Genomic DNA, 22,755 nt, shown 5'->3' with positions numbered 1-22,755 from the left:
CGGGCTGGCCCGCTTCCTGGTCGACGAGCTCTCCGGTACCGCCGCCGTGACGTCCGCCGTGGCGACGGCGAAGCCGGTCGACGAGCCGGTCGCCATCGTCGCCATGAGCTGCCGCTTCCCCGGCGGGGTCAGCTCGCCCGAGGAGCTGTGGCGGCTGGTCGCCGACGGGGTGGACGCGATCGGCGACTTCCCCGCCGACCGGGGCTGGAACGTCGACCAGCTCCACGACCCCGACTTCACCACGCCGAACAGCAGCTACACCCGCTCCGGCGGCTTCCTCCACGACGCCGCCGACTTCGATCCCGCGTTCTTCGGGATCAGTCCGAACGAGGCGCTGGGCATGGACCCGCAGCAGCGGCTGCTGCTGGAGTGCGCCTGGGAGACCTTCGAGCGGGCCGGCATCGACCCGGGCACGCTCAAGGGCAGCCCCACCGGCGTCTTCGCCGGCCTGATGTACCACGACTACCCGGCCAACAGCGGCACCGGCGCGGTCGCCTCCGGCCGGGTGGCGTACGTGCTCGGCCTGGAGGGGCCGGCGGTGACCATCGACACCGCCTGCTCGTCGTCGCTGGTGGCGCTGCACCTGGCCGCGCAGGCGCTACGGTCGGGGGAGTGCGACCTGGCGCTGGCCGGCGGGGTCAGCGTGATGGCCACCCCGGAGATCTTCGTCGAGTTCAGCCGGCAGCGGGCACTGTCCCCGGACGGCCGCTGCCGCGCCTTCGCCGCCGGCGCGGCCGGCACCGGCATCGCCGAGGGCGCCGGGTTCCTGCTGGTCGAGCGCCTCTCCGACGCCCGCCGCAACGGTCACCCGGTCCTCGCCGTGGTGCGCGGTTCGGCGGTCAACCAGGACGGCGCGTCGAACGGCATGACCGCGCCGAACGGCCCGTCGCAGCAGCGGGTGATCCGGGCCGCGCTCGCCTCGGCCGGCGTCCCGGCCGCCGAGGTCGACCTGGTCGAGGCACACGGCACGGGCACGACCCTCGGCGACCCGATCGAGGCGCAGGCTCTGCTCGCCACGTACGGCCGGGAGCGCCCCGCCGACCGGCCCCTCTGGCTGGGTTCGGTCAAGTCGAACCTGGGCCACACCCAGGCGGCGGCCGGGGTGGCCGGGGTGATGAAGGTCGTCCTCGCCATGCGGCACGGGGCGATGCCCCGGACGCTGCACGTGGACGCGCCGTCGCCGCAGGTGGACTGGTCCGCCGGTGCGGTGGAACTGTTGACCGAGGCGCGCCAGTGGCCGGTGAACGGGCATCCGCGCCGGGCTGCGGTGTCGTCGTTCGGCATCAGCGGCACCAACGCGCACGTCATCATCGAACAGGCCCCGGACGACACCCCGGCGCCGGCCGGCCCTGTCGGGGCCGCCGCCGGCCCGGTCGTGCCCTGGCTGGTGTCCGCCCGGTCGGAGGCGGCGCTGCGGGCCCAGGCCGGGCGGCTCTCCGCGTACGCGGGCGAGCACCCCGACCTGCGCGACGGCGACATCGGGTGGACCCTCGCCACCGGACGGGCCCGATGGGAACGGCGGGCCGTCGTCCTCGGCGTCGACCGGACCGAGCTGCGGCGCGGCCTCGACGCCCTCGCGGCCGGCACGCCCGACCCGACGCTCGTGTCCGGCGTGGCCCGATCGGGTGGCCGGTTGGCGGTGCTGTTCACCGGTCAGGGCGCGCAGCGCCTGGGCATGGGTCGTGAGCTGTACGCGGTGTTCCCGGTGTTCGCCGCTGCGTTCGACGCGGTGGTGGCCGAACTGGACGCGCACCTGGACCGGCCGCTGCGTGAGGTGATCTGGGGTGACGATGAGGAGCTGATCCGGCGGACGGGCTACGCGCAGGCCGGTCTGTTCGCGGTCGAGGTCGCCCTGTTCCGGCTGGTGGAGTCGTGGGGTGTGCGGGCCGATTTCGTGGCCGGGCACTCGATCGGTGAGTTGGCTGCCGCGCATGTGGCCGGGGTGTTGTCGCTGTCGGATGCGGCGCGTCTGGTGGCGGCTCGTGGGCGGTTGATGCAGGCGTTGCCGGCTGGTGGGGCGATGGTGGCGGTGCGGGCGTCGGAGGAGGAGGTGCGGGCGGCGCTGGCGGGTCCGGGTGTGGTGGTCGGCTCCTTTGGAGCTGATGTCGTAAACGACTCAGCCGCCAACGGCAACGGCAACGGCAGCGGTGCGGGCACCGGCAATGGTGGCGGTCACGTGGCGGCTGGTGGTGTGGACATCGCGGCCGTCAACGGCCCCCGGTCCGTGGTCATCTCCGGCCCCGAAGCCGCCGTGCTCGCGGTCGCCGAACACTTCACCAACCTGGGCCGGAAGACCACCCGGCTGCGGGTCAGCCACGCCTTCCACAGCGGGCTGATGGACCCGATGCTCGACGAGTTCCGGGTCGTCGCGGCGAGCCTCACCTACGCCGAGCCGCAGCTCCCGCTGGTCTCGAACCTGACCGGCGCCCTCGCCACCTCCGAGCTGACCGACCCCGACTACTGGGTCCGCCACGTGCGCGAGGCGGTGCGCTTCGCCGACGGCATCACCGCCCTGCACGCCGCCGGCGCGAGCACGTTCCTGGAACTCGGTCCGGACGCCGCGCTCACTCCGATGATCGAGGGCATCCTCACCGGCGACGTCACCGTCGTGCCCAGCCTGCGGCGGGGTCACGACGAACAGCGGCAGGCCCTCACCGCCCTGGCCAGGCTGCACGTCACCGGCACCACCGTCGACTGGACCGCACTGCTCACCGGCAATCGCGTCGAGCTGCCCACCTACCCCTTCCAGCGGCAGCGCTACTGGGCCGACGCCCGGGAGTACTGGGCCGACGCCTGGGCCGGGGCGGGCGACGGCGAGGTCGTCGCCGCCGGCCTCGCCGCGCTGCGCCACCCGCTGCTCGGCGCCGAGCTGGTCGTACCGGACTCCGGCGAGGTGGTGCTGACCGGACGGGTCTCGCTCGCCACCCATTCGTGGCTCGCCGACCACGCCGTCGCCGGGACGGTGCTGCTGCCCGGCTCCGCCCTCGTCGACCTGGCCGTGCACGCCGGTGACCGGGTCGGCTGCCCCCACCTGGTCGAGCTGACCCTCCAGGCGCCGCTGCCGCTGCCCGACCACGCGGCGGTCGTGCTGCGGGTGGTCGTCGGCGGGGCGGACGAGGCGGGCAACCGTACCGTCGCCATCTACTCCGGCGACGACGCCGAGGACACCGCCTGGACGACGCACGCCACCGGGCTGCTATCGGCGTCCGTACCCGCACCGGCCGCGCCGCTGGACGCCTGGCCGCCGGCCGGAGCGAGCCCGCTGCCCGTTGACGACGGCTACCAGCGGCTGCTCGCCGACGGCTACGCGTACGGGCCGACGTTCCAGGGCCTGCGGGCGGCCTGGCGGCACGGCGACGAGGTGTACGCCGAGGTCGTGCTCCCCGAGCCGGCCCACCCGGACGCGGCCCGCTTCGGCCTGCACCCCGCCCTGCTCGACGCCGGCCTGCACGCCGCCCTGCTCGACGCCGCCGACCGCGACGCCGCTGACCCGTCGACCGGGGACGCGTTGCTGCCGTTCTCCTGGAGCGGGGTGTCCCTGCACGCCGCCGGTGCGACCGCGCTGCGGGTACGCATCACCCGCCGCGGCCCGCGCAGCGCCACCGTCAGGGTGGCCGACGCGGCCGGGCAGCCGGTGCTCACCGTCGACTCGCTGGACTACCGCGCGGTCAGCGCCGAGCAGCTCGACCCCGGCACCCGACCCGAGGCGATGTACCGGCTCGACTGGGTGCCGCTGACCACGCCCGCCCCACCGGCCGGGACCGGGTCGGTCGTGCTGGTCGGTACGCCACCGGCGGGCGCGGCGGAGCTGCCGGCCCACCCCGACCTCGCCGCGCTCGCCGATGCCGTCGACGGGGGCGCCCCGCTGCCCGACCGGGTGCTGGTCACCGTGCCGGCGTTCACCGGCGACGACGTGCCGGCGCGACTGCGCGCGGCGGTGGCGTGGACGTTGCGGCTGACCCAGGACTGGATCGCCGACGCCCGCTTCGGCGCGGCCCGGCTGGTGCTGCTCACCACGGCGGCCGTACCGGTGGCCGACGGTGAGGTGGACCTCGTCACCGCGCCCCTGTGGGGCCTGGTCCGGGCGGCGGAGGCCGAGCATCCGGGCCGGTTCGGGCTGCTGGACGTCGACCGTACCGTCGAATCGGGTCGCCGCCTGCCCGCGGCGCTGGCCTGCGGCGAGCCGGAGGCGGCGCTGCGCGGCGGCGAGATCCGGGTGCCGCGGCTGGTCCGCGCGGCGGAGGCCGCGACCCCGGCCGCGCCGCACGAGCACGGCACCGTCCTGGTCACCGGCGGCACCGGCGGTCTCGGCGCACTGGTCGCCCGGCACCTCGTCACCGAGTTGGGCGTCCGGCACCTGCTGCTGACCAGCCGGCGCGGCATCGACGCGCCCGGCGCCCGCGACCTGGTCGCGGAGCTGGCCGACCTGGGTGGCGACGTCACCGTCGCCGCCTGCGACGTGGCCGACCGGGACGCGCTGACCCGGCTGCTGGCCAGCGTGCCCGCCGCCCGCCCGCTGACCGGGGTGGTGCACGCCGCCGGCGTGCTCGACGACGGCGTTCTCGCCGCGCTCACTCCCGAGCGGGTCGACGCCGTCCTCGCCCCCAAGGCGACCGCCGCCTGGCACCTGCACGAACTCACCCGTGACCTGCGGATGTTCGTACTCTTCTCGTCGGCGGCCGGGGTGCTCGGCGCGCCCGGTCAGAGCGGCTACGCCGCCGCGAACGTTTTCCTCGACGCCCTGGCCACGCACCGCCGCGCCGCCGGGCTGCCGGCCGTCTCGCTGGCCTGGGGACTGTGGGCGGCCGACGGGATGGGCGAGCGGCTGACCGCCGCCGAGCTGCGCCGGCTGGGTCGCAACGGCTTCCCCCCGCTCACCCGCACCGAAGGGCTGGCCCTGTTCACCGCGGCGCTCGACGCCGTCGAGCCGCTGCGGGTGCCGGTCCGGCTCGACCTGCCGGCCCTGCGCGCGGTCGCCGCCAGTCAACCCCTCCCGGCCGCCCTGCGCGGCCTCGTCCCGCCGGCCCGGCCGGTCGCGCGAGCCGGCGCGACCGCGCCGGCTGGCGGTGACGACCTGCGCCGCCGGCTCGCCGGCCGGTCCGGGTCCGAGCGTCGCGAGGCCCTCCTCGATCTGGTACGCGTCGAGATCGCCGCCGTGCTCGGCCACGCCACGGTGGACGCCGTCCAGCCCGACCAGGCGTTCAAGGACCTCGGTTTCGACTCGCTGACGGCGGTGGAACTGCGCAACCGGCTGACCGCGGTCACCGGGCTGCGGCTGCCGGCCACCCTGGTCTTCGACCACCCCACGGCGCTCGCCGTGGCCGCGCACCTCGACGAGGTGCTCACCCCCGGTGAGGCGGCCCCGACCACGGACGCCCCGGTGGCGCGGCCGGCCGACGAGCCGATCGCCATCGTCGCGATGAGTTGCCGCTTCCCCGGCGGCGTCGGCTCGCCGGAGCAGCTGTGGCGGCTGGTCGCCGACGGCGTGGACGCGATCGGCGAGTTCCCCGCCGACCGGGGCTGGGACGTCGACGGCATCTACCATCCGGAGCGCGGCGCGGAGGGGCGAACCTATTCCCGTTCCGGCGGCTTCCTCGCCGACGCCGCCGAGTTCGACGCCGGCTTCTTCGGCATCAGCCCGAACGAGGCGGTGGCGATGGACCCGCAGCAGCGGTTGCTGCTGGAGTGCGCCTGGGAGACCTTCGAGCGGGCCGGCATCGACCCGGGCACGCTGAAGGGCAGCCCCACCGGCGTCTTCGCCGGCGTGATGTACCACGACTACCAGGACAACACGAACACCGGCTCGATCGCCTCCGGTCGCGTCGCGTACGCCTTCGGGCTGGAGGGGCCGGCGGTCACCGTCGACACCGCCTGCTCGTCCTCACTGGTGGCGCTGCACCTGGCCGCCCAGGCCCTGCGGTCCGGGGAGTGCACGCTCGCGCTCGCCGGCGGGGTGACCGTGATGGCCACCCCCGACACCTTCGTCGAGTTCAGCCGGCAGCGCGGGCTCTCCCCGGACGGCCGGTGCAAGTCCTTCGGCGCGGGCGCCGACGGCACCGGCTTCTCCGAGGGCGCTGGCCTGCTGCTGGTGGAACGCCTCTCCGACGCCCGCCGCCACGGGCACCCCGTCCTCGCCGTGGTGCGCGGCTCGGCGATCAACTCCGACGGCGCGTCGAACGGCCTGACCGCGCCGAACGGCCCCGCCCAGCAACGGGTCATCCGCGCGGCGCTCGCCTCGGCCCGGGTGCCGGCCGCCGAGGTGGACGTGGTCGAGGCGCACGGCACCGGCACCACCCTCGGCGACCCGATCGAGGCCCAGGCGCTGCTGGCCACCTACGGCCAGGACCGCCCGGGGGACCGGCCGCTCTGGTTGGGATCGGTCAAGTCGAACGTCGGCCACACCCAGGCCGCCGCCGGGGTGGCCGGGGTGATGAAGATGATCCTGGCGATGCGGCACGGGCTGATGCCCCGCACCCTGCACGCCGAGGAGCGCTCGCCGCAGGTCGACTGGTCCGCCGGCGCGGTCGAGCTGCTGACCGAGGCACGCGAGTGGCCGGCGAACGGGCATCCGCGCCGGGCCGGCATCTCCTCCTTCGGGCTCTCCGGCACCAACGCCCACGTGATCATCGAGGAGCCGCCCGCCAGCGGTGACTCGTCCACGCCCCGACCGGTCGACGGCCCGGTGCCCTGGCTGGTGTCTGCGCGGTCCGACACCGCCGTACGCGACCTGGCCGGACGGCTGGCCGACCTCGCCGCCCGGATCGACCCGGCAGACGTGCCGGCGGCGGGCCGGACGCTCGCCACCGGACGGGCGCTCTTCGGCCACCGGGCCGTGGTGCTCGGCGCGGACCCGGCGGAGCTGTCCGCCGGCCTGACCGCCCTGACCGCCGGCGCCGGCGCTCCCGGCCTGGTCACCGGCGTGGCCCGGCCGGGTGGTCGGCTGGCGGTGCTGTTCACCGGTCAGGGCGCCCAGCGGCTGGGCATGGGTCGTTCGCTGCACGGTGTGTTCCCGGTGTTCGCCGCTGCGTTCGACGCGGTGGTGGCGGAGTTGGACGCGCATCTGGACCGGCCGTTGCGTGAGGTGGTCTGGGGTGATGACGAGGAGCTGATCCGCCGGACGGGCTATGCACAGGCGGGGTTGTTCGCCGTCGAGGTGGCGTTGTTCCGGCTGGTGGAGTCGTGGGGTGTGCGGCCGGACCTCGTGGCGGGGCATTCGATCGGTGAGTTGGCTGCGGCGCATGTGGCCGGGGTGTTGTCGCTGCCGGATGCCGCAAGGTTGGTCGCTGCGCGGGGTCGGTTGATGCAGGCGTTGCCCGATGGTGGGGCGATGGTGGCGGTGCAGGCGTCGGAGGAGGAGGTGCGGGCGGCGCTGGCAGGTCCGGGTGTGGTGGACGGGTCCTTTGGAGCTGATGTCGTAAACGACTCAGCCGCCAACGGCACCGGCCTCGGCCTGGCGGCAGGCGCTGGTGTGGACATCGCCGCCGTCAACGGCCCCCGGTCGGTGGTCATCTCCGGCCCCGAAGCTGCCGTGCTCACGGTCGCCGAGCACTTCAGCGCGCAGGGTCGCAAGACCACCCGGCTGCGGGTCAGCCACGCGTTCCACAGCGGGCTGATGGACCCGATGCTCGACGAGTTCCGGGCCGTCGCGGCGAGCCTCACCTACACCGAGCCGCAACTCCCGGTCGTGTCCAACCTGACCGGCGCCCTGGCCAGCAGCGAGCTGACCGACCCCGACTACTGGGTCCGGCACGTCCGCGAGGCGGTCCGCTTCGCCGACGGCATCACCACCCTGCACCAGGCGGGAGCCACGACGTTCCTGGAACTTGGTCCGGACGCCGCGCTCACCCCGCTCATCGAGGGCATCCTCACCGACGAGGTCACCGTCGTGCCGTCCCTGCGGCGGGGACACGACGAACACCGGCAGGCCCTGACCGCCCTGGCCAGGCTGCACGTCACCGGCACCACCGTCGACTGGACCGCGCTGCTCCCGCAGACCGCCCGCACGGTCGACCTGCCCACCTACCCGTTCCAGCGGCAGCGGTACTGGCAGCGGACCAGCACCGCCGACGGGGACCTCGGCGCGGTCGGGGTCGACGCCGCCCGCCACCCGCTGCTCGGCGCTGCCGTCACCCTCGCCGGCTCGGACAGCACCGTCCTCACCGGACGGCTCTCCGTGCACAGCCAGCCCTGGCTGGCCGACCACGTGGTGGGCGACGCGATCCTCCTGCCGGGCACCGGGCTTGTGGAACTGGCGCTCAGCGCGGGCGGGCAGGTCGGCTGCGACGCACTCACCGAACTGGTCCTCGAGGCGCCGCTGGTCGTACCGGAACGCGGCGGGGTCACCGTCCAGGTGCTGCTCGGCGCGGCCGACGAGGCGGGCAGCCGGCCGGTCACCGTCCACTCCCGGGACGGCGGACCGGACCAGCCGTGGACCCGGCACGCCACCGGCGCCGTCGCCCCGGCTACCCGGCCGCCGTCGTTCGACCTGGCCGCGTGGCCGCCGCCGGGCGCCGTCCCGGTCGACCTCACCGGGCGGTACGACGCCCAGGCCGCCGCCGGACTGGCGTACGGGCCGGCGTTCCAGGGGCTGCGCGCCGCCTGGACCGCCGGCGAGCAGGTGTACGCCGAGGTGGCCCTGCCAGCCGGGGACGGCGCCGACGACGGGTACCGGATGCACCCCGCCCTGCTCGACGCCTGCCTCCAGGCGGTCGGCCTCGACGCCGGCCAGGTCGGGCCGGTCCGGCTGCCGTTCGCCTTCGCCGGTGTCACCGTTGCGGTGCCCGACGCCACCACCGTCCGGGTCCGGGTCAACCCGGCCGGCGACGGGGTACGCCTCGACATCGCCGACGCCGCCGGCCTGCCGGTCGCCTCGGTGGAGTCGCTCACCCTGCGGGAACTCTCCGCCGCCCAGCTCGCCGCCGGCCGCCAGGAACCGCTGTACCGGCTGACCTGGCAGCCCGCCGCGCCGGTGACCGCACCCCCGGTGCGTTGGGCGGCGTGGGAGGACGTCCGCGACGACGTACCCGAGGTGGTGGTGCTGCGGTCGGAGCCCGGCCGGGACGCCGCCGCCGTGCACCGGGCGACCCACCGGGCCCTGGAGCGGGTCCAGACCTGGCTCGCCGACGACCGGTACGCGCGGTCCAGCCTGGTGGTGATCACCCGGGGGGCGGTCGCGGTGGCCGACGAGGAGGCCGCCGACCTGGCCGGTGCCGCCGTCTGGGGGCTGGTCCGTTCCGCGCAGTCCGAGCAGCCCGACCGGATCGTCCTGGCCGACCTCGACGACCCGGACGACCCGGCGGCGCTCGCCCTGGCCGTCGCCACGGGGGAACCGCAGGTCGCCGTCCGCGCCGGCGTCGCCCACGTCGCCCGGCTCGCCCGGCTCGCGGCCACCCCGGACGCCCCGCCGGCCAGCGTGTTCGGCGCCGAGGGGACGGTGCTGGTCACCGGCGCGACCGGCCTGCTCGGCCGGCTCGTCGCCCGGCACCTGGTCAGCACGCACGGCGTACGCCGGCTGCTGCTCACCAGCCGGCGGGGCGCCGCGGCGGCCGGGGCGGACGACCTCGTCGCCGAGCTGACCGCGCTGGGCGCGGACGTCCGGCTCGCCGCCTGCGACATGGGCGACCGGGACGCGGTGGCGGCCCTGCTGGCCGGGCTCGACCCGGCGCACCCGCTCACCGGGGTCGTGCACTCCGCCGGTGTGCTCGACGACGGGGTGATCGGGTCGCTCACCCCGGACCGCGTCGACGTCGTGTTCCGCCCCAAGGTGGACGCGGCGCTGCACCTGCACGAGCTGACCGCCGACCTGCCGCTCACCGCGTTCGTGCTCTTCTCCTCCGCCGCCGGTGTGGTCGGCAACCCGGGCCAGGGCAGCTACGCCGCCGCCAACGCCTGCCTGGACGCGCTCGCCGCCCACCGCCGGGCCGCCGGCCGGCCCGCCCAGTCGCTCGCCTGGGGAGCCTGGGCCGGCGACGCGGGAATGGCCGCCGACCTCACCGCCGGCGATCGCGCCCGCGTCGAGCGGACCGGCGTCCGCCCGCTCGCGCCCGCCGAAGGGCTCGCACTGCTGGACGCGGCCGCCGCCACCGACGCGGCGGTGGTCGTACCGGTGGCGCTGGACCTGGCGGCGCTGGCCGGCGTACCCGACCTGCCGCCGCTCTTCCGCGGCCTGGTGCGGCGACCGGCGCGCGCCGGTGGCGGGGCCGGACCGGACACCGCGGCGCTGACCCGGCGGCTCGCCGCGCTGCCGGCCGACGAGCGCGACGCCGCGCTGCTCGACGTCGTGCTCACCCAGGCGGCGGCGATCCTCGGGCACGCCGGCCCGCAGGACGTCGACCCGGACCGGGCCTTCCAGGAACTCGGCTTCGACTCGCTGAGCGCGGTGGAGTTCCGCAACCAGCTCAACACCGCCACCGGCCTGCGCCTGCCCGCGACCCTGGTCTTCGACCACCCCAACGCGCGGGTCCTCGCCGCCGAACTGGCCACCGCGCTGGCCCCGGCGCCGGCCGACGGGCTGCCCGAGGACAGGGTGCGGGAGGTCCTCCAGGGCATCCCGCTCAGCCGGCTGCGGGAGGCCGGACTGCTGGACCGGCTGCTCGAACTCGGTGGGCTCGCCCCCACGCCGGACACGGCCACGGCGGACGACGAGGCCGGCCGCTCGATCGACGAGATGGACGCCGACGACCTGATCAGCATGGCGCTGGGCGACCAGGACCTCGACGACCTCATGACGGGAGACCCTCGATGACCGACGACAAGCTCGTCGCCGCGCTGCGCAGCTCGCTCAAGGAGACCGAGCGGCTGCGCGCGCAGAACCGGCGGCTCACCGCGGCCGCCCACGAGCCGGTCGCGATCATCGGGATGAGCTGCCGCTTCCCCGGCGGGGTGAGCACGCCGGAGCAGCTGTGGCGGCTGGTCGCCGACGGGGTCGACGCGATCGGCGACTTCCCCGCCGACCGGGGCTGGAACGTCGACGAGCTGTACGACCCGACCGGCGAGCGGCCGCACACCAGCTACGTCCGGCAGGGCGGGTTCCTCACCGACGCCGCCGCCTTCGACCCGGCGTTCTTCGGGATCAGCCCCAACGAGGCGACCATCATGGACCCGCAGCAGCGGCTGCTGCTGGAGTGCGCCTGGGAGGCGTTCGAGCGGGCCGGCATCGACCCCGGCACGCTGCGCGGCAGCCGTACCGGGGTGTTCGCCGGGTTGATGTACCACGACTACGCCAGCAGCCACGCCACCGGCTCGGTCGCCTCCGGCCGGGTGGCGTACGCGCTGGGGCTGGAGGGGCCGGCGGTCACCGTGGACACCGCCTGCTCGTCGTCGCTGGTCGCGTTGCACCTGGCGGTGCAGGCGCTGCGCTCGGGGGAGTGCACCCTGGCGCTCGCCGGTGGCGCGGCGGTGATGGCGACGCCGGAGGCCTTCGTCGAGTTCAGCCGGCAGCGGGGGCTGGCCCCGGACGGCCGGTGCAAGTCGTTCGGGGCGGGCGCCGACGGCACCGGCTGGGGCGAGGGCGCCGGCTTCCTGCTGGTGGAACGCCTCTCGGACGCCCAACGCCTCGGCCATCCGGTGCTCGCCGTGGTTCGCGGCACGGCCGTCAACCAGGACGGCGCGTCGAACGGCTTCTTCGCCCCGAACGGCCCCGCCCAGCAGCGGGTGATCCGCGCCGCCCTCGCCTCCGCCGGCGTCCCGGCCGCCGAGGTGGACGTCGTGGAGGCGCACGGCACCGGCACCACCCTCGGCGACCCGATCGAGGCGCAGGCGCTGCTCGCCACGTACGGGCAGGACCGGCCCGCCGACCGTCCGCTCCGGCTCGGGTCGATCAAGTCGAACCTCGGGCACACCCAGGCGGCCGCCGGCGTGGCCGCCGTCATCAAGATGGTGCAGGCGATGCGGCACGGGCTGATGCCCCGGACCCTGCACGCCGAGGAACGCTCGCCCCAGGTGGACTGGTCGTCCGGCGCGGTCGAGCTGCTGACCGAGGCATGCGAGTGGCCGGCGGAGGGGCATCCGCGCCGGGCGGGCATCTCGTCGTTCGGCCTCTCCGGCACCAACGCCCACGTCATCGTCGAACAGGCCCCGGAGGCCGCCCCGCAGCCGGACGCCGGCGTGCCGTCGTCGCTGGTGCCCTGGGTGCTGTCGGCGAAGTCCGACCCGGCGCTACAGGAACTTGCGGACCGCTTCGCCCCGGTCGCCGGAGAGTTGTCGCCGGTGGATCTGGGCGCCGTGGCCCGAACCTTGGTCACCGGTCGGGCGACGTTCGGCCACCGGGCGGTGGTGCTGGGCGCGGACCCGGCCGAGCTGTCCGTCGGACTGGCGGCGGTGGCGGCGGGGGAGCGCGCGCCCAACGCCGTCGCCGGCGTGACCCGGGCCGGTCGGCTGGCGGTGCTGTTCACCGGTCAGGGCGCGCAGCGCCTCGGGATGGGTCGCTCGCTGCACGTGGCCTTCCCGGTGTTCGCCGCTGCGTTCGACGCGGTGGTGGCGGAGTTGGACGCGCATCTGGACCGGCCGTTGCGTGAGGTGGTCTGGGGTGATGACGAGGAGCTGATCCGGCGGACGGGTTATGCGCAGGCGGGGTTGTTCGCCGTTGAGGTGGCCCTGTTCCGGCTGGTGGAGTCGTGGGGTGTGCGGGCTGATTTCGTGGCCGGACACTCGATCGGTGAGTTGGCTGCCGCGCACGTCGCGGGGGTGTTGTCGCTGACCGATGCCGCAAAGCTGGTGGCGGCTCGTGGGCGGTTGATGCAGGCGTTGCCGGCTGGTGGGGCGATGGTGGCGGTGCGGGCGTCGGAGGAGGAGGTGCGGGCGGCGCTGGCGGGTCCGGGTGTGGTGGTCGGATCCTTTGGAGCTGATGACGCAAACGACTCAGACTCCAACGGCACCGGCAGCGGCACTGTTTCGGTTGCGGCCAACGGCTTCGGCATTGGCGCCGGCAACAGTCGGGCCGCAGGCGCCGCCGCTGTGGACATCGCGGCCGTCAACGGCCCCCGTTCGGTAGTCATCTCCGGCACCGAAGCCGCCGTGCTGCACCTGGCCGAGCACTTCACCAAGCAAGGTCGCAAGACCACCCGGCTGCGGGTCAGCCACGCGTTCCACAGCGGGTTGATGGACCCGATGCTCGACGAGTTCCGGGCCGTCGCCGCGGAGCTGACCTACACCGAGCCGCAACTCCCGGTCGTGTCCAACCTGACCGGCGCCCTCGCCACCACCGAGCTGACCGACCCGGACTACTGGGTCCGGCACGTCCGCGAGGCCGTGCGTTTCGCCGACGGCATCACCACCCTGCATCAGGCAGGCACGACCACGTTCCTGGAACTCGGCCCGGACGCCGCCCTCACCCCGATGATCGAGGGCATCCTCACCGACGACGTCACCGTCATCCCCAGCCTGCGGCGAGGACACGACGAACAGCGGCAAGCCCTCACCGCCCTGGCGAAGCTGCACGTCACCGGCACCACCGTCGACTGGACCACGCTGCTCCCGCAGACCACCCGCACCGTCGAGCTGCCCACCTACCCGTTCCAGCGGCAGCCGTACTGGCTGCACACCCTCGACTACCTCACCGAGTCCTGGCTGGCCGGCGCGCTCGGCGACGACCCGGCCGCGCTCGGCCTGACCCCCGTCGACCACCCGCTGCTGCGGGCCGCCGTGGCCACCGCCCACGCCGACGGCCTCGTCCTCACCGGCCGGTTGTCCCGGCAGGCCCAGCCCTGGCTCGCCGACCACGACGTGCTCGGCACCGTGCTGCTGCCCGGCACCGGCCTGGTCGAACTCGCCCTGCGCGCCGGCGAGGAGGCCGGCTGCCACCGGCTCGACGAGCTGACCCTCACCGCGCCGCTGGTGCTGCCCGAACGCGGCGACGTCATGGTGCAGGTGGTCGTCGGCGACCCCGACAGCGCCGGGCGACGTACCGTCGGCGTCTACTCCCGGGCCACCGGCGGCCGCTGGACACTGCACGCCGACGGGCTGCTCGCCGCCGACGCCGCCGCGCCGTCCGTCGACCTGACCGCCTGGCCGCCGCCGGGCGCGACCCCGCTGGCCACCGAGGGCGCGTATGAGCGGTTGCGCGGGCGGGGGTACGCGTACGGGCCGACGTTCCAGGGGCTGCGGGCCGCCTGGGAACGCGGCGAGGAGCTGTACGCCGAGGTGGCCCTGCCCGACGAGGCGCACCCGGACGCCGCCCGGTTCGGCCTGCACCCGGCCCTGCTCGACGCCGCCATGCACGCCTCCCTGCTCCAGGACCACGACGGCTCCGGGGCGACGCTGCTGCCGTTCGCCTGGAACGGCGTCTCCCGGCACGCCGTCGGCGCCACCGCGCTGCGGCTGCGGATGGCGCCCGCCGGGCCGGACAGCGTCACCCTCACCGTCGCCGACCCGTCCGGGCAGCCGGTGCTCACCGTCGGGTCGCTGGTCTCCCGGCCGGTCTCCGCCGCGCAACTCGACGGCGTCCGGGCCGGCCGCGACCAGGTGCTGCACCGGGTGCGGTGGCAGCCGGCGGCCACCCCGGACGGGGCGCCGGACTTGTCCCGCTGGGCGGTGGTCGGCGACGCCGTCGCGGTGCCGGGGGTGCCGTCGTACGGGGATCTGGACGCGGTCGGCGCGGCGGACGCCGTACCGGAGGTGGTGCTGCTGCCGCTCGCCGCCGGCGACGGCGACGTGCCGGCGGCGGTCCGGGAGGTGACCGGGGCGGCGCTGGCGACCGTGCGGGCCTGGCTGGCCGACGACCGGTTCGCCGACTCCCGGCTGGTGCTGCTCACTCGGGAGGCCGTGGTCACCGGCCCCGACGACCGGGTGGCGCTGGACCAGGCGCCGGTCTGGGGCCTGGTCCGGGCGGCGCAGGCGGAGAACCCGGAGCGGTTCGTCCTCGCCGACACCGACGGCCGGCCGGAATCCTCGGCCGCGCTGCCGGCGGCCCTCGCGGCGGGGGAGCCGGAGCTGGCGCTGCGCGCCGGACGCCTGTTCGTGCCCCGGCTCGTCCCGGTATCCGACTCCGCGACGCCCAGCGGTGCCGCCACCGACGCCACCGCACCCGCTACGACGCTCGGCAGCACCGCCGTCGACGCTGGCACGCGCGACCGCGCCGCGACGGACCTCGGCACGCGCGACCACCGTGCGATCGGCGACGACCAGGCGGCCGGCGGCCCGAGCGACGGCACGGCGCTGGTCACCGGGGGCACCGGCGGGCTCGGCGCGCTCGTGGCGCGGCACCTGGTCAGCGCGCACGGCGTCCGCCACCTGGTGCTCACCAGCCGGCGCGGGCCCGCCGCCCCCGGCGTGGACGCGCTGGTCAGCGACCTGACCGCGCTCGGCGCGACGGTACGGGTGGCGGCCTGCGACGCCGCCGACCGGGAGACCCTGGCCGCCGTGCTGGCCGACATCCCCGCCGCCCACCCGCTGCGGATCGTGGTGCACGCCGCCGGGGTCGCCGACAACGGCGTGGCCGCCACGCTCACCCCGGAACGGCTCGCGGCCGCCCTCGCGCCCAAGGTGGACGGTGCCTGGCACCTGCACGAGCTGACCCGCGAGGCGGACCTGTCCGCGTTCGTGCTTTTCTCCTCCGCGGGCGGGCTGGTGCTCGCTGCCGGCCAGGCCGGCTACGCGGCGGCGAACGTCTTCCTCGACGCGCTCGCCGAGCACCGGGCCGCGCGAGGGCTGCCGGCGACCTCGCTGGCGTACGGGCTGTGGGGCACCGACGCGGGGCTGGGTGCCGTGCTCAGCGACGCCGACCTGGAACGGATGGCCCGACAGGGCTTCCCTGCGCTCACCGAGGCAGACGGGCTGGCCGCGTTCGACACCGCACTGCGGGACCGGCCGGTCACCCTCGTCCCGCTGCGGATCGACCCGGCCGCCGTGCGCACCGACGCCGGCATTCCCGCGCTGCTGCGCGCCCTGGTCCGGGCGCCCCGGCGGTTGCGCCGGGCCACCGACACCCCGGCCGCCGCCGGGCGGTTCGCCGGCCTGTCCGGGCCCGACCGGCTCCGCGCCCTGCGGGACCTGGTCCGCGCCCAGGTCGCCGCCGTCCTCGGGTACGACTCCGCCGAGGCGGTGGAGCCGGACCGCGCCTTCTCCGAGCTGGGCTTCGACTCGCTGTCGGCGGTGGAACTGCGCAACGCGCTCGGCGCGGCGACCGACCTGCGGCTGCCCGCCACGCTGATCTTCGACTACCCGACCGCCGACGCCGTCGCCGCGTACCTCGACTCGCTGCTCGGCGGGGTCTCCGCCGACGCCCCCGCCCAGGCCGGGCCGCGCCCGGTGGACGAGCCGATCGCCATCGTCGGGATGAGCTGCCGCTTCCCCGGCGGGGTCGGCTCGCCGGAGGAGCTGTGGCGGTTGGTCGCCGACGGGGTGGACGCGATCGCGCCGCTGCCCACCGACCGGGGCTGGGCCGACGACCTGTACCACCCCGAGCCGGGCCGCCCCGGCCGCTGCTACGCCCGGGCCGGCGGGTTCCTGCCCGACGCCGCCGACTTCGACGCCGGCTTCTTCGGCATCAGCCCCAACGAGGCGTACGCGGTCGACCCGCAGCAGCGGCTGCTGCTGGAGTGCGCCTGGGAGGCGTTCGAGCGGGCCGGGATCGATCCGGGCACGCTCAAGGGCAGCCCCACCGGCGTCTTCGCCGGCCTGATGTACCACGACTACGGGTACGGCAGCTCCGCGGGCGGCAGTGCGGCGGCTGGCAGGGTGTCGTACGTGCTGGGCCTGGAGGGCCCGGCGGTGGCGGTGGACACCGCCTGCTCGTCGTCGCTGGTCGCGTTGCACCTGGCGGTGCAGGCGCTGCGGTCGGGGGAGTGCTCGCTGGCGCTCGCCGGCGGCGTGACCGTGATGGCCACCCCCGAGATCCTGATCGAGTTCTCCCGGCAGCGCGGCCTCTCCCCGGACGGCCGGTGCCGCTCCTTCGGGGCGGGCGCCGACGGCACCGGTTGGGCCGAGGGCGCCGGCTTCCTGCTGGTCGAGCGCCTGTCCGACGCCCAGCGGCTCGGCCACCCGGTGCTGGCCGTGGTACGGGGCTCGGCCGTCAACCAGGACGGCGCGTCGAACGGCTTCTTCGCGCCGAACGGCCCCTCGCAGCAGCGGGTGATCCGGGCCGCCCTGGCGTCGGCCGGTGTGCCGGCCGCCGAGGTGGACGTGGTGGAGGCGCACGGCACCGGCACCACGCTTGGTGACCCGATCGAGGCGCAGGCGCTGCTGGCCACGTACGGTCAGGACCGGCCCGCCGACCGGCCGCTGTGGTTGGGGTCGATCAAGTCGAACCTGGGGCACACCCAGGCCGCCGCCGGTGTCGCCGGCGTGATCAAGATGGTCCTGGCGATGCGGCACGGCCTGCTGCCGCCGACGCTGCACGCCAAGGAGCGCTCGCCGCAGGTGGACTGGTCCGCCGGGGCGGTCGAGCTGCTGACCCGGCCCCGCGAGTGGTCGGCGAACGGGCACCCGCGCCGGGCCGGCATCTCGTCGTTCGGGCTCTCCGGCACCAACGCCCACGTCATCCTCGAACAGGCCCCACCGCCCCCGACCGCCCCCGCGGAGCCGGAAAGCGGGACGCAGAGGCCGCTGCCCTGGCTGCTCTCCGCCCGCTCCGAGGTGGCGCTGCGGGCCCAGGCCGCCCGGCTGCACCGGCACCTGTCGGGCCGGCCGGAGCTGCGGCTGCCGGACGTGGCGTACTCGCTGGCGACCGGCCGCGCCGCCCTGGAACAGCGGGCCGCCGTGCTGGGCGCCGACCGCGACGAACTCCTCGCCGGGCTGGCCACCCTCGCCGACGGCGGGACGGCCGCACCCATGCTGTCGGGGACGGCCCGGGCCGGTCGACTGGCGGTGCTGTTCACCGGTCAGGGCGCGCAGCGCCTCGGGATGGGTCGCTCGCTGCACGCAGCCTTCCCGGTGTTCGCCGCTGCGTTCGACGCGGTGGTGGCGGAGTTGGACGCGCACCTGGATCGGCCGTTGCGTGAGGTGGTCTGGGGTGATGACGAGGAGCTGATCCGGCGGACGGGTTATGCGCAGGCCGGTCTGTTCGCGGTCGAGGTCGCCCTGTTCCGGCTGGTGGAGTCGTGGGGTGTGCGGCCGGATTTCGTGGCCGGGCATTCGATTGGTGAGCTTGCTGCCGCGCATGTGGCCGGGGTGTTGTCGCTGTCGGATGCGGCGCGTCTGGTGGCGGCTCGTGGGCGGTTGATGCAGGCGTTGCCGGCTGGTGGGGCGATGGTGGCGGTGCAGGCGTCGGAGGAGGAGGTGCGGGCGGCGCTGGCGGGTCCGGGTGTGGTGGTCGGCTCCTTTGGAGCTGATGTCGTAAACGACTCAGCCGCCAACGCCAACGCCAACGCCAACGGCACCGAGGACGGCGTCGGCCAGGTCGCGGCCAACGGCATGGGCAGCGGCACGGGCACGGGCACGGGCACGGGTGATGGTGGCGGTCTGGCAGCGGCTGGCAGTGTGGACATCGCGGCCGTCAACGGCCCCCGGTCCGTGGTCATCTCCGGCCCCGAAGCGGCCGTGCTGCACATGGCCGAGCACTTCACCACCCTGGGGCGGAAGACCACCCGCCTGCGGGTCAGCCACGCGTTCCACAGCGGGCTGATGGACCCGATGCTCGACGAGTTCCGGGCCGTCGCGGCGAGCCTCACCTACACCGAGCCGCAACTCCCGGTCGTGTCCAATCTGACCGGCGCCCTGGCCAGCAGGGAGCTGACCGACCCCGACTACTGGGTCCGGCACGTCCGCGAGGCGGTCCGTTTCGCCGACGGCATCACCACTCTGCATCAGGCGGGAGCGACCGCGTTCCTGGAACTCGGTCCGGACGGCGCGCTCACTCCGATGATCGAGGGCATCCTCACCGACGACGTCACCGTCATCCCCAGCCTGCGGCGGGGACACGACGAACACCGGCAGGCCCTCACCGCCCTGGCCAGGCTGCACGTCACCGGCACCACCGTCGACTGGACCGCACTACTCACCGGCACCCGCGTCGACCTGCCCACCTACCCGTTCCAGCGGCAGCGCTACTGGCGTCCGGAACGGCCCGGTGGCGAGGGGGCCACCCCGGCCGGTCTCGCCGCGACCGAGCATCCGCTGCTCGGCGCGTCGGTCACCCTCGCCGACACGGACGGCGTGCTGTTCACCGGCCGGCTCTCCGTCGACACCCAGCCCTGGCTCGCCGACCACGCGGTCGGCGACACCGTCCTCTTCCCCGGCACCGGCTTCGTCGAGCTGGCGGTCGCCGCCGGCGAGCGGACCGACGCGCCGGTGGTCGAGGAGCTGATCCTGCACGCCCCGCTGATACTGCCCGAGAACACGGCGGTCACCCTCCAGGTCGCGGTCGGCCCACCCGACGAAGGCGGCTCCCGTTCCGTCACCGTCCACTCCCGTACCGGCGAGGCGGACCCGTGGACCCGGCACGCCGACGGCCGGATCGGCGCTGGCGGCACGGCGCCCGCTGTGGACCTGACCGCCTGGCCACCGCCGGGCGCGACCCCGCTGCCGACCGGCGACGCGTACGAGCGGATGGCCGAGCGCGGCTACGGCTACGGACCCACCTTCCAGGGGCTGCGCGCCGCCTGGCAGCGCGGCGACGAGCTGTACGCCGAGATCAGCCTGCCGGACGCCGCGCACGCCGAGGCCGAGCAGTTCGTGCTGCACCCGGCCCTGCTCGACGCCGCGCTGCACGTGCTCGGGCTCGCCGACGGCGACGCCGACGACCAGGGCGGCACCATGCTGCCGTTCTCCTGGAACGCCGTCACCCCGCACGCCACCGGCGCCCGGGGGCTGCGGGTCGCGATCCGCCCGACCGGGCCCCGCGAGGTCTCGCTCGACCTGGCCGACCTCTCCGGCGCGCCGGTCGCCGCCGTCGGCTCCCTCGCCCTGCGGGAGGTCGACGCGGCGCAGCTCCGGACCGCCGCGCCGGGCCGGCAGGACGGCCTGTACCGGCTCGCCTGGACCCCCGCCGCCGAGCTGCCGACCGCCACCACCGGCACCGGATGGGCCGTTATCGGCCAGCCGGGCCCGCACCGCGCCACGCCCGGCGCCGACCCCGGTCCGGCGAACGCCCCGGCCCCTGCCGCTTCCGGCATCGACGCCGTTCCGGCGACCGCCCCGGACCTTGACGCTCTCGGCCGGGCCGTCGGCCTGGCGAACGACGGGGATTTCGCCGCGCTGGGCATCAACGGCGGCCCGGCGAACGACCGGGATCTGCCGGCGCTCGGCCGGAACGGCGGCCCGGCGAACGACGGGGATCTCGCCGTGCACGACGGGGACGGCGGCCCGCCGAACGACCTGGATCTCGCCGCGCCCGGTGGGGACGGCAGCCTTCACTGCTACCCGGACCTCGCCGCGCTCGGCGCCGCCGTGGACGCCGGCCTCTCGGCGCCCGACGTGGTGCTCTTCCGGGTCCCCCGCCCGGAGACCACACCCAACACCGCCGGGCGCTCCGACCGGAGCGGGCCGAACACCGACATCGACGTCCTGGCCGGTGTCCGCGGCTGCGTATACGAGGTCCTGGACCTCGTCCAGGGCTGGCTCGCCGACCCCCGCTTCACCGCCGCCCGGCTGGTCCTGCTCACCGAGGGCGCGGTCGGCGCCGACGGGGCGGACGTGGCGCTGACCCAGGCGCCGATCTGGGGCCTGCTCCGGGCCGCCCAGGCGGAGAACCCCGGCCGCTTCGTGCTGCTCGACACCGACCGGACCGCCGCCTCCCGGGACGCCTTCGGGCCCGCCCTGGCCACCGACGAGCCGGAACTGATGATCCGCTCCGGCCGTGTCCTGGTGCCCCGCCTGGTCCGCGAGCCGTACGCCCCGGCCGACACCCCGGCCGGGCTGGACCCCGACGGCACCGTGCTGATCACCGGTGGCACCGGTGGGCTGGGCGCCCTGGTGGCCCGGCACCTCGCCGGGGCGTACGGGATCAGGCACCTGCTGCTGACCAGTCGGCGCGGGCCGGTGGCGCCCGGGGTGGACGAGCTCCGCGCCGACCTGGCCGCGCTCGGCGCCACCGCCGACGTGGTGGCCTGCGACGTGGGCGACCGCGACCAGCTCGCGGCGCTGCTCGCCGGCGTGCCCGACCGGCGTCCGCTGACCGCGGTGGTGCACGCGGCGGCGGTGGTGGACGACGGGGTGGTGGGCTCGCTGACCCCGGAGCGGATCGACGGGGTGCTGCGCCCGAAGGTGGACGCCGCCTGGCACCTGCACGAGCTGACCCGCGACGCCGGCCTGGCCGCGTTCGTGCTCTTCTCCTCGGCCGGCGGGCTGGTGCTCGCCGCCGGGCAGGGCGGGTACGCCACCGCGAACGTCTTCCTCGACGCGCTCGCGCAGCACCGGGTGGCGGCCGGCCTGCCCGCCACCTCGGTCGCCTACGGGCTCTGGGGCACCGACGTCGGCCTGGGCGCCTGGCTCACCGAGGCGGACCTGCAACGGATGGCCCGGCAGGGCCTTCCCGCGCTGACCGTGCCGGAGGGGCTGGCCGCCCTCGACACCGCGCTGCGCAGTCCCCGCGCCACGCTGGTGCCGGTGAAGGTCGACGTGGCGGCGCTGCGCGCCCGCGCCGACGAGCCGCCCGCGCTGCTGCGTGGCCTGCTGCCCCGGGTACGCCGGCGCAGCGCCGCGGCCGCCGTGGACCCGGAATGGTTCGCCCGCCGGCTCGCCGGGCAGTCCCCGGCCGAACAGGAGCGCCAGGTCACCGAGCTGGTACGCGGCCACGCCGCCGCCGTGCTCGGCCACGACGGCCCCGAAGCGGTCGACCCGGAGCGGGACTTCCTCGAACTGGGTTTCGACTCCCTCGCCGCGGTGGAGCTGCGCAACCGGCTCAACGCGGCGACCGGGCTGCGGCTGGCCCCGATGGCGGTGTTCGACAACAAGAACCCGGCCGCGCTGGCCCGGCACCTGCGCGCCGAGCTGGCCCCGGCCGCCGGTGGCGCGCCCGCACCGGAGCCGGCCGGCGAGCCGGACACCCTGGCCGGGCTGTTCCGGGCGGCGGTGCTGGGCAACGAGGTGCTCAAGGGCTTCAACCTGCTGCGGGCGGTGGCCGACCTGCGACCCCGGTTCACCTCCGCCGCCGACTTCGGGGCGGTGCCACCGGGCGTCACCATGGCCGACGGCCCGGGGTCGCCCGTGCTCATCGGGATCAGCACCCCGATGGCCACCGGCGGCCCGCACCAGCACGCCCGGCTGGCCGCCGCGTTCCGGGGCCGGCGTCCGATGGTGTCGCTGACCAACCCGGGCTTCGTCGCGGGGGAGCGGCTGCCCGACTCGGTGGACGCGGTGGTCGACGTGCTCGCCGAGAGCGTCGTCCGGGCCGCCGCCGGGCGCCCGTTCGTCCTCATCGGCTACTCCTCGGGCGGGACGCTCGCCTACGCCACCGCCGGGCACCTGGAACGGAGCCTGGGGGTGCGCCCCGCCGGGGTGGTGCTGATGGACACCTACCGGGTCGACACCGACGACCGGGACCAGTCCCGGCTGATGGAGCAGCTCACCGTCGGGCTGGTCCAGGCCGACGCCCGTTTCGGGATGCTCAACAGCGCCGCCCTGTCGGGGATGAACCGCTACTTCGACCTGGTGCCCCGGTTCCGGCTGGACCCGGTCGAGGCGCCGGTGCTCTTCGTCGGCGCGGCCGAGCCGTTCCGGCCCGACGCGGCGGACGACGGCTCCTGGCAGGCCCGGCCCTGGGAGCCGACGCACGAGTACCGCACCGTCGCGGCCACCCACTTCACCATGATCGAGGACCGGGCGGCGGCCGCCGCGGAGGTCGTCGAGGAGTGGCTCGGGACGCTCGCCCCTAGGGGCTGA

The 22,755-nt window shown here is 75.9% G+C and carries 2 protein-coding genes (1 of these 2 running past the window's edge); both read left to right on the top strand.

What is annotated here, in order from left to right:
- A protein-coding gene (locus ACTMS9_RS16845; RefSeq protein ID WP_441165403.1) for an SDR family NAD(P)-dependent oxidoreductase crosses the window boundary here: on the top strand, window positions 1-10,744 show its 3' portion. Its footprint begins 5,168 nt before the window's first position; 10,744 of the gene's 15,912 nt are visible here — the last part of the coding sequence; the start codon falls outside the window, past its left edge; the stop codon is at window positions 10,742-10,744.
- A complete protein-coding gene (locus tag ACTMS9_RS16840; RefSeq protein WP_441165402.1) occupies window positions 10,741-22,755 on the top strand; it encodes a type I polyketide synthase in 12,015 nt (4,004 codons plus the stop codon). The genes ACTMS9_RS16845 and ACTMS9_RS16840 overlap by 4 nt, the downstream gene beginning before the upstream one ends.

It is taken from the genome of Micromonospora sp. L31 (assembly GCF_052068075.1).
GTDB classification, from domain to species: Bacteria; Actinomycetota; Actinomycetes; order Mycobacteriales; family Micromonosporaceae; genus Micromonospora; species Micromonospora purpureochromogenes.
This window is presented reverse-complemented; position numbering and strand designations above follow the sequence as displayed.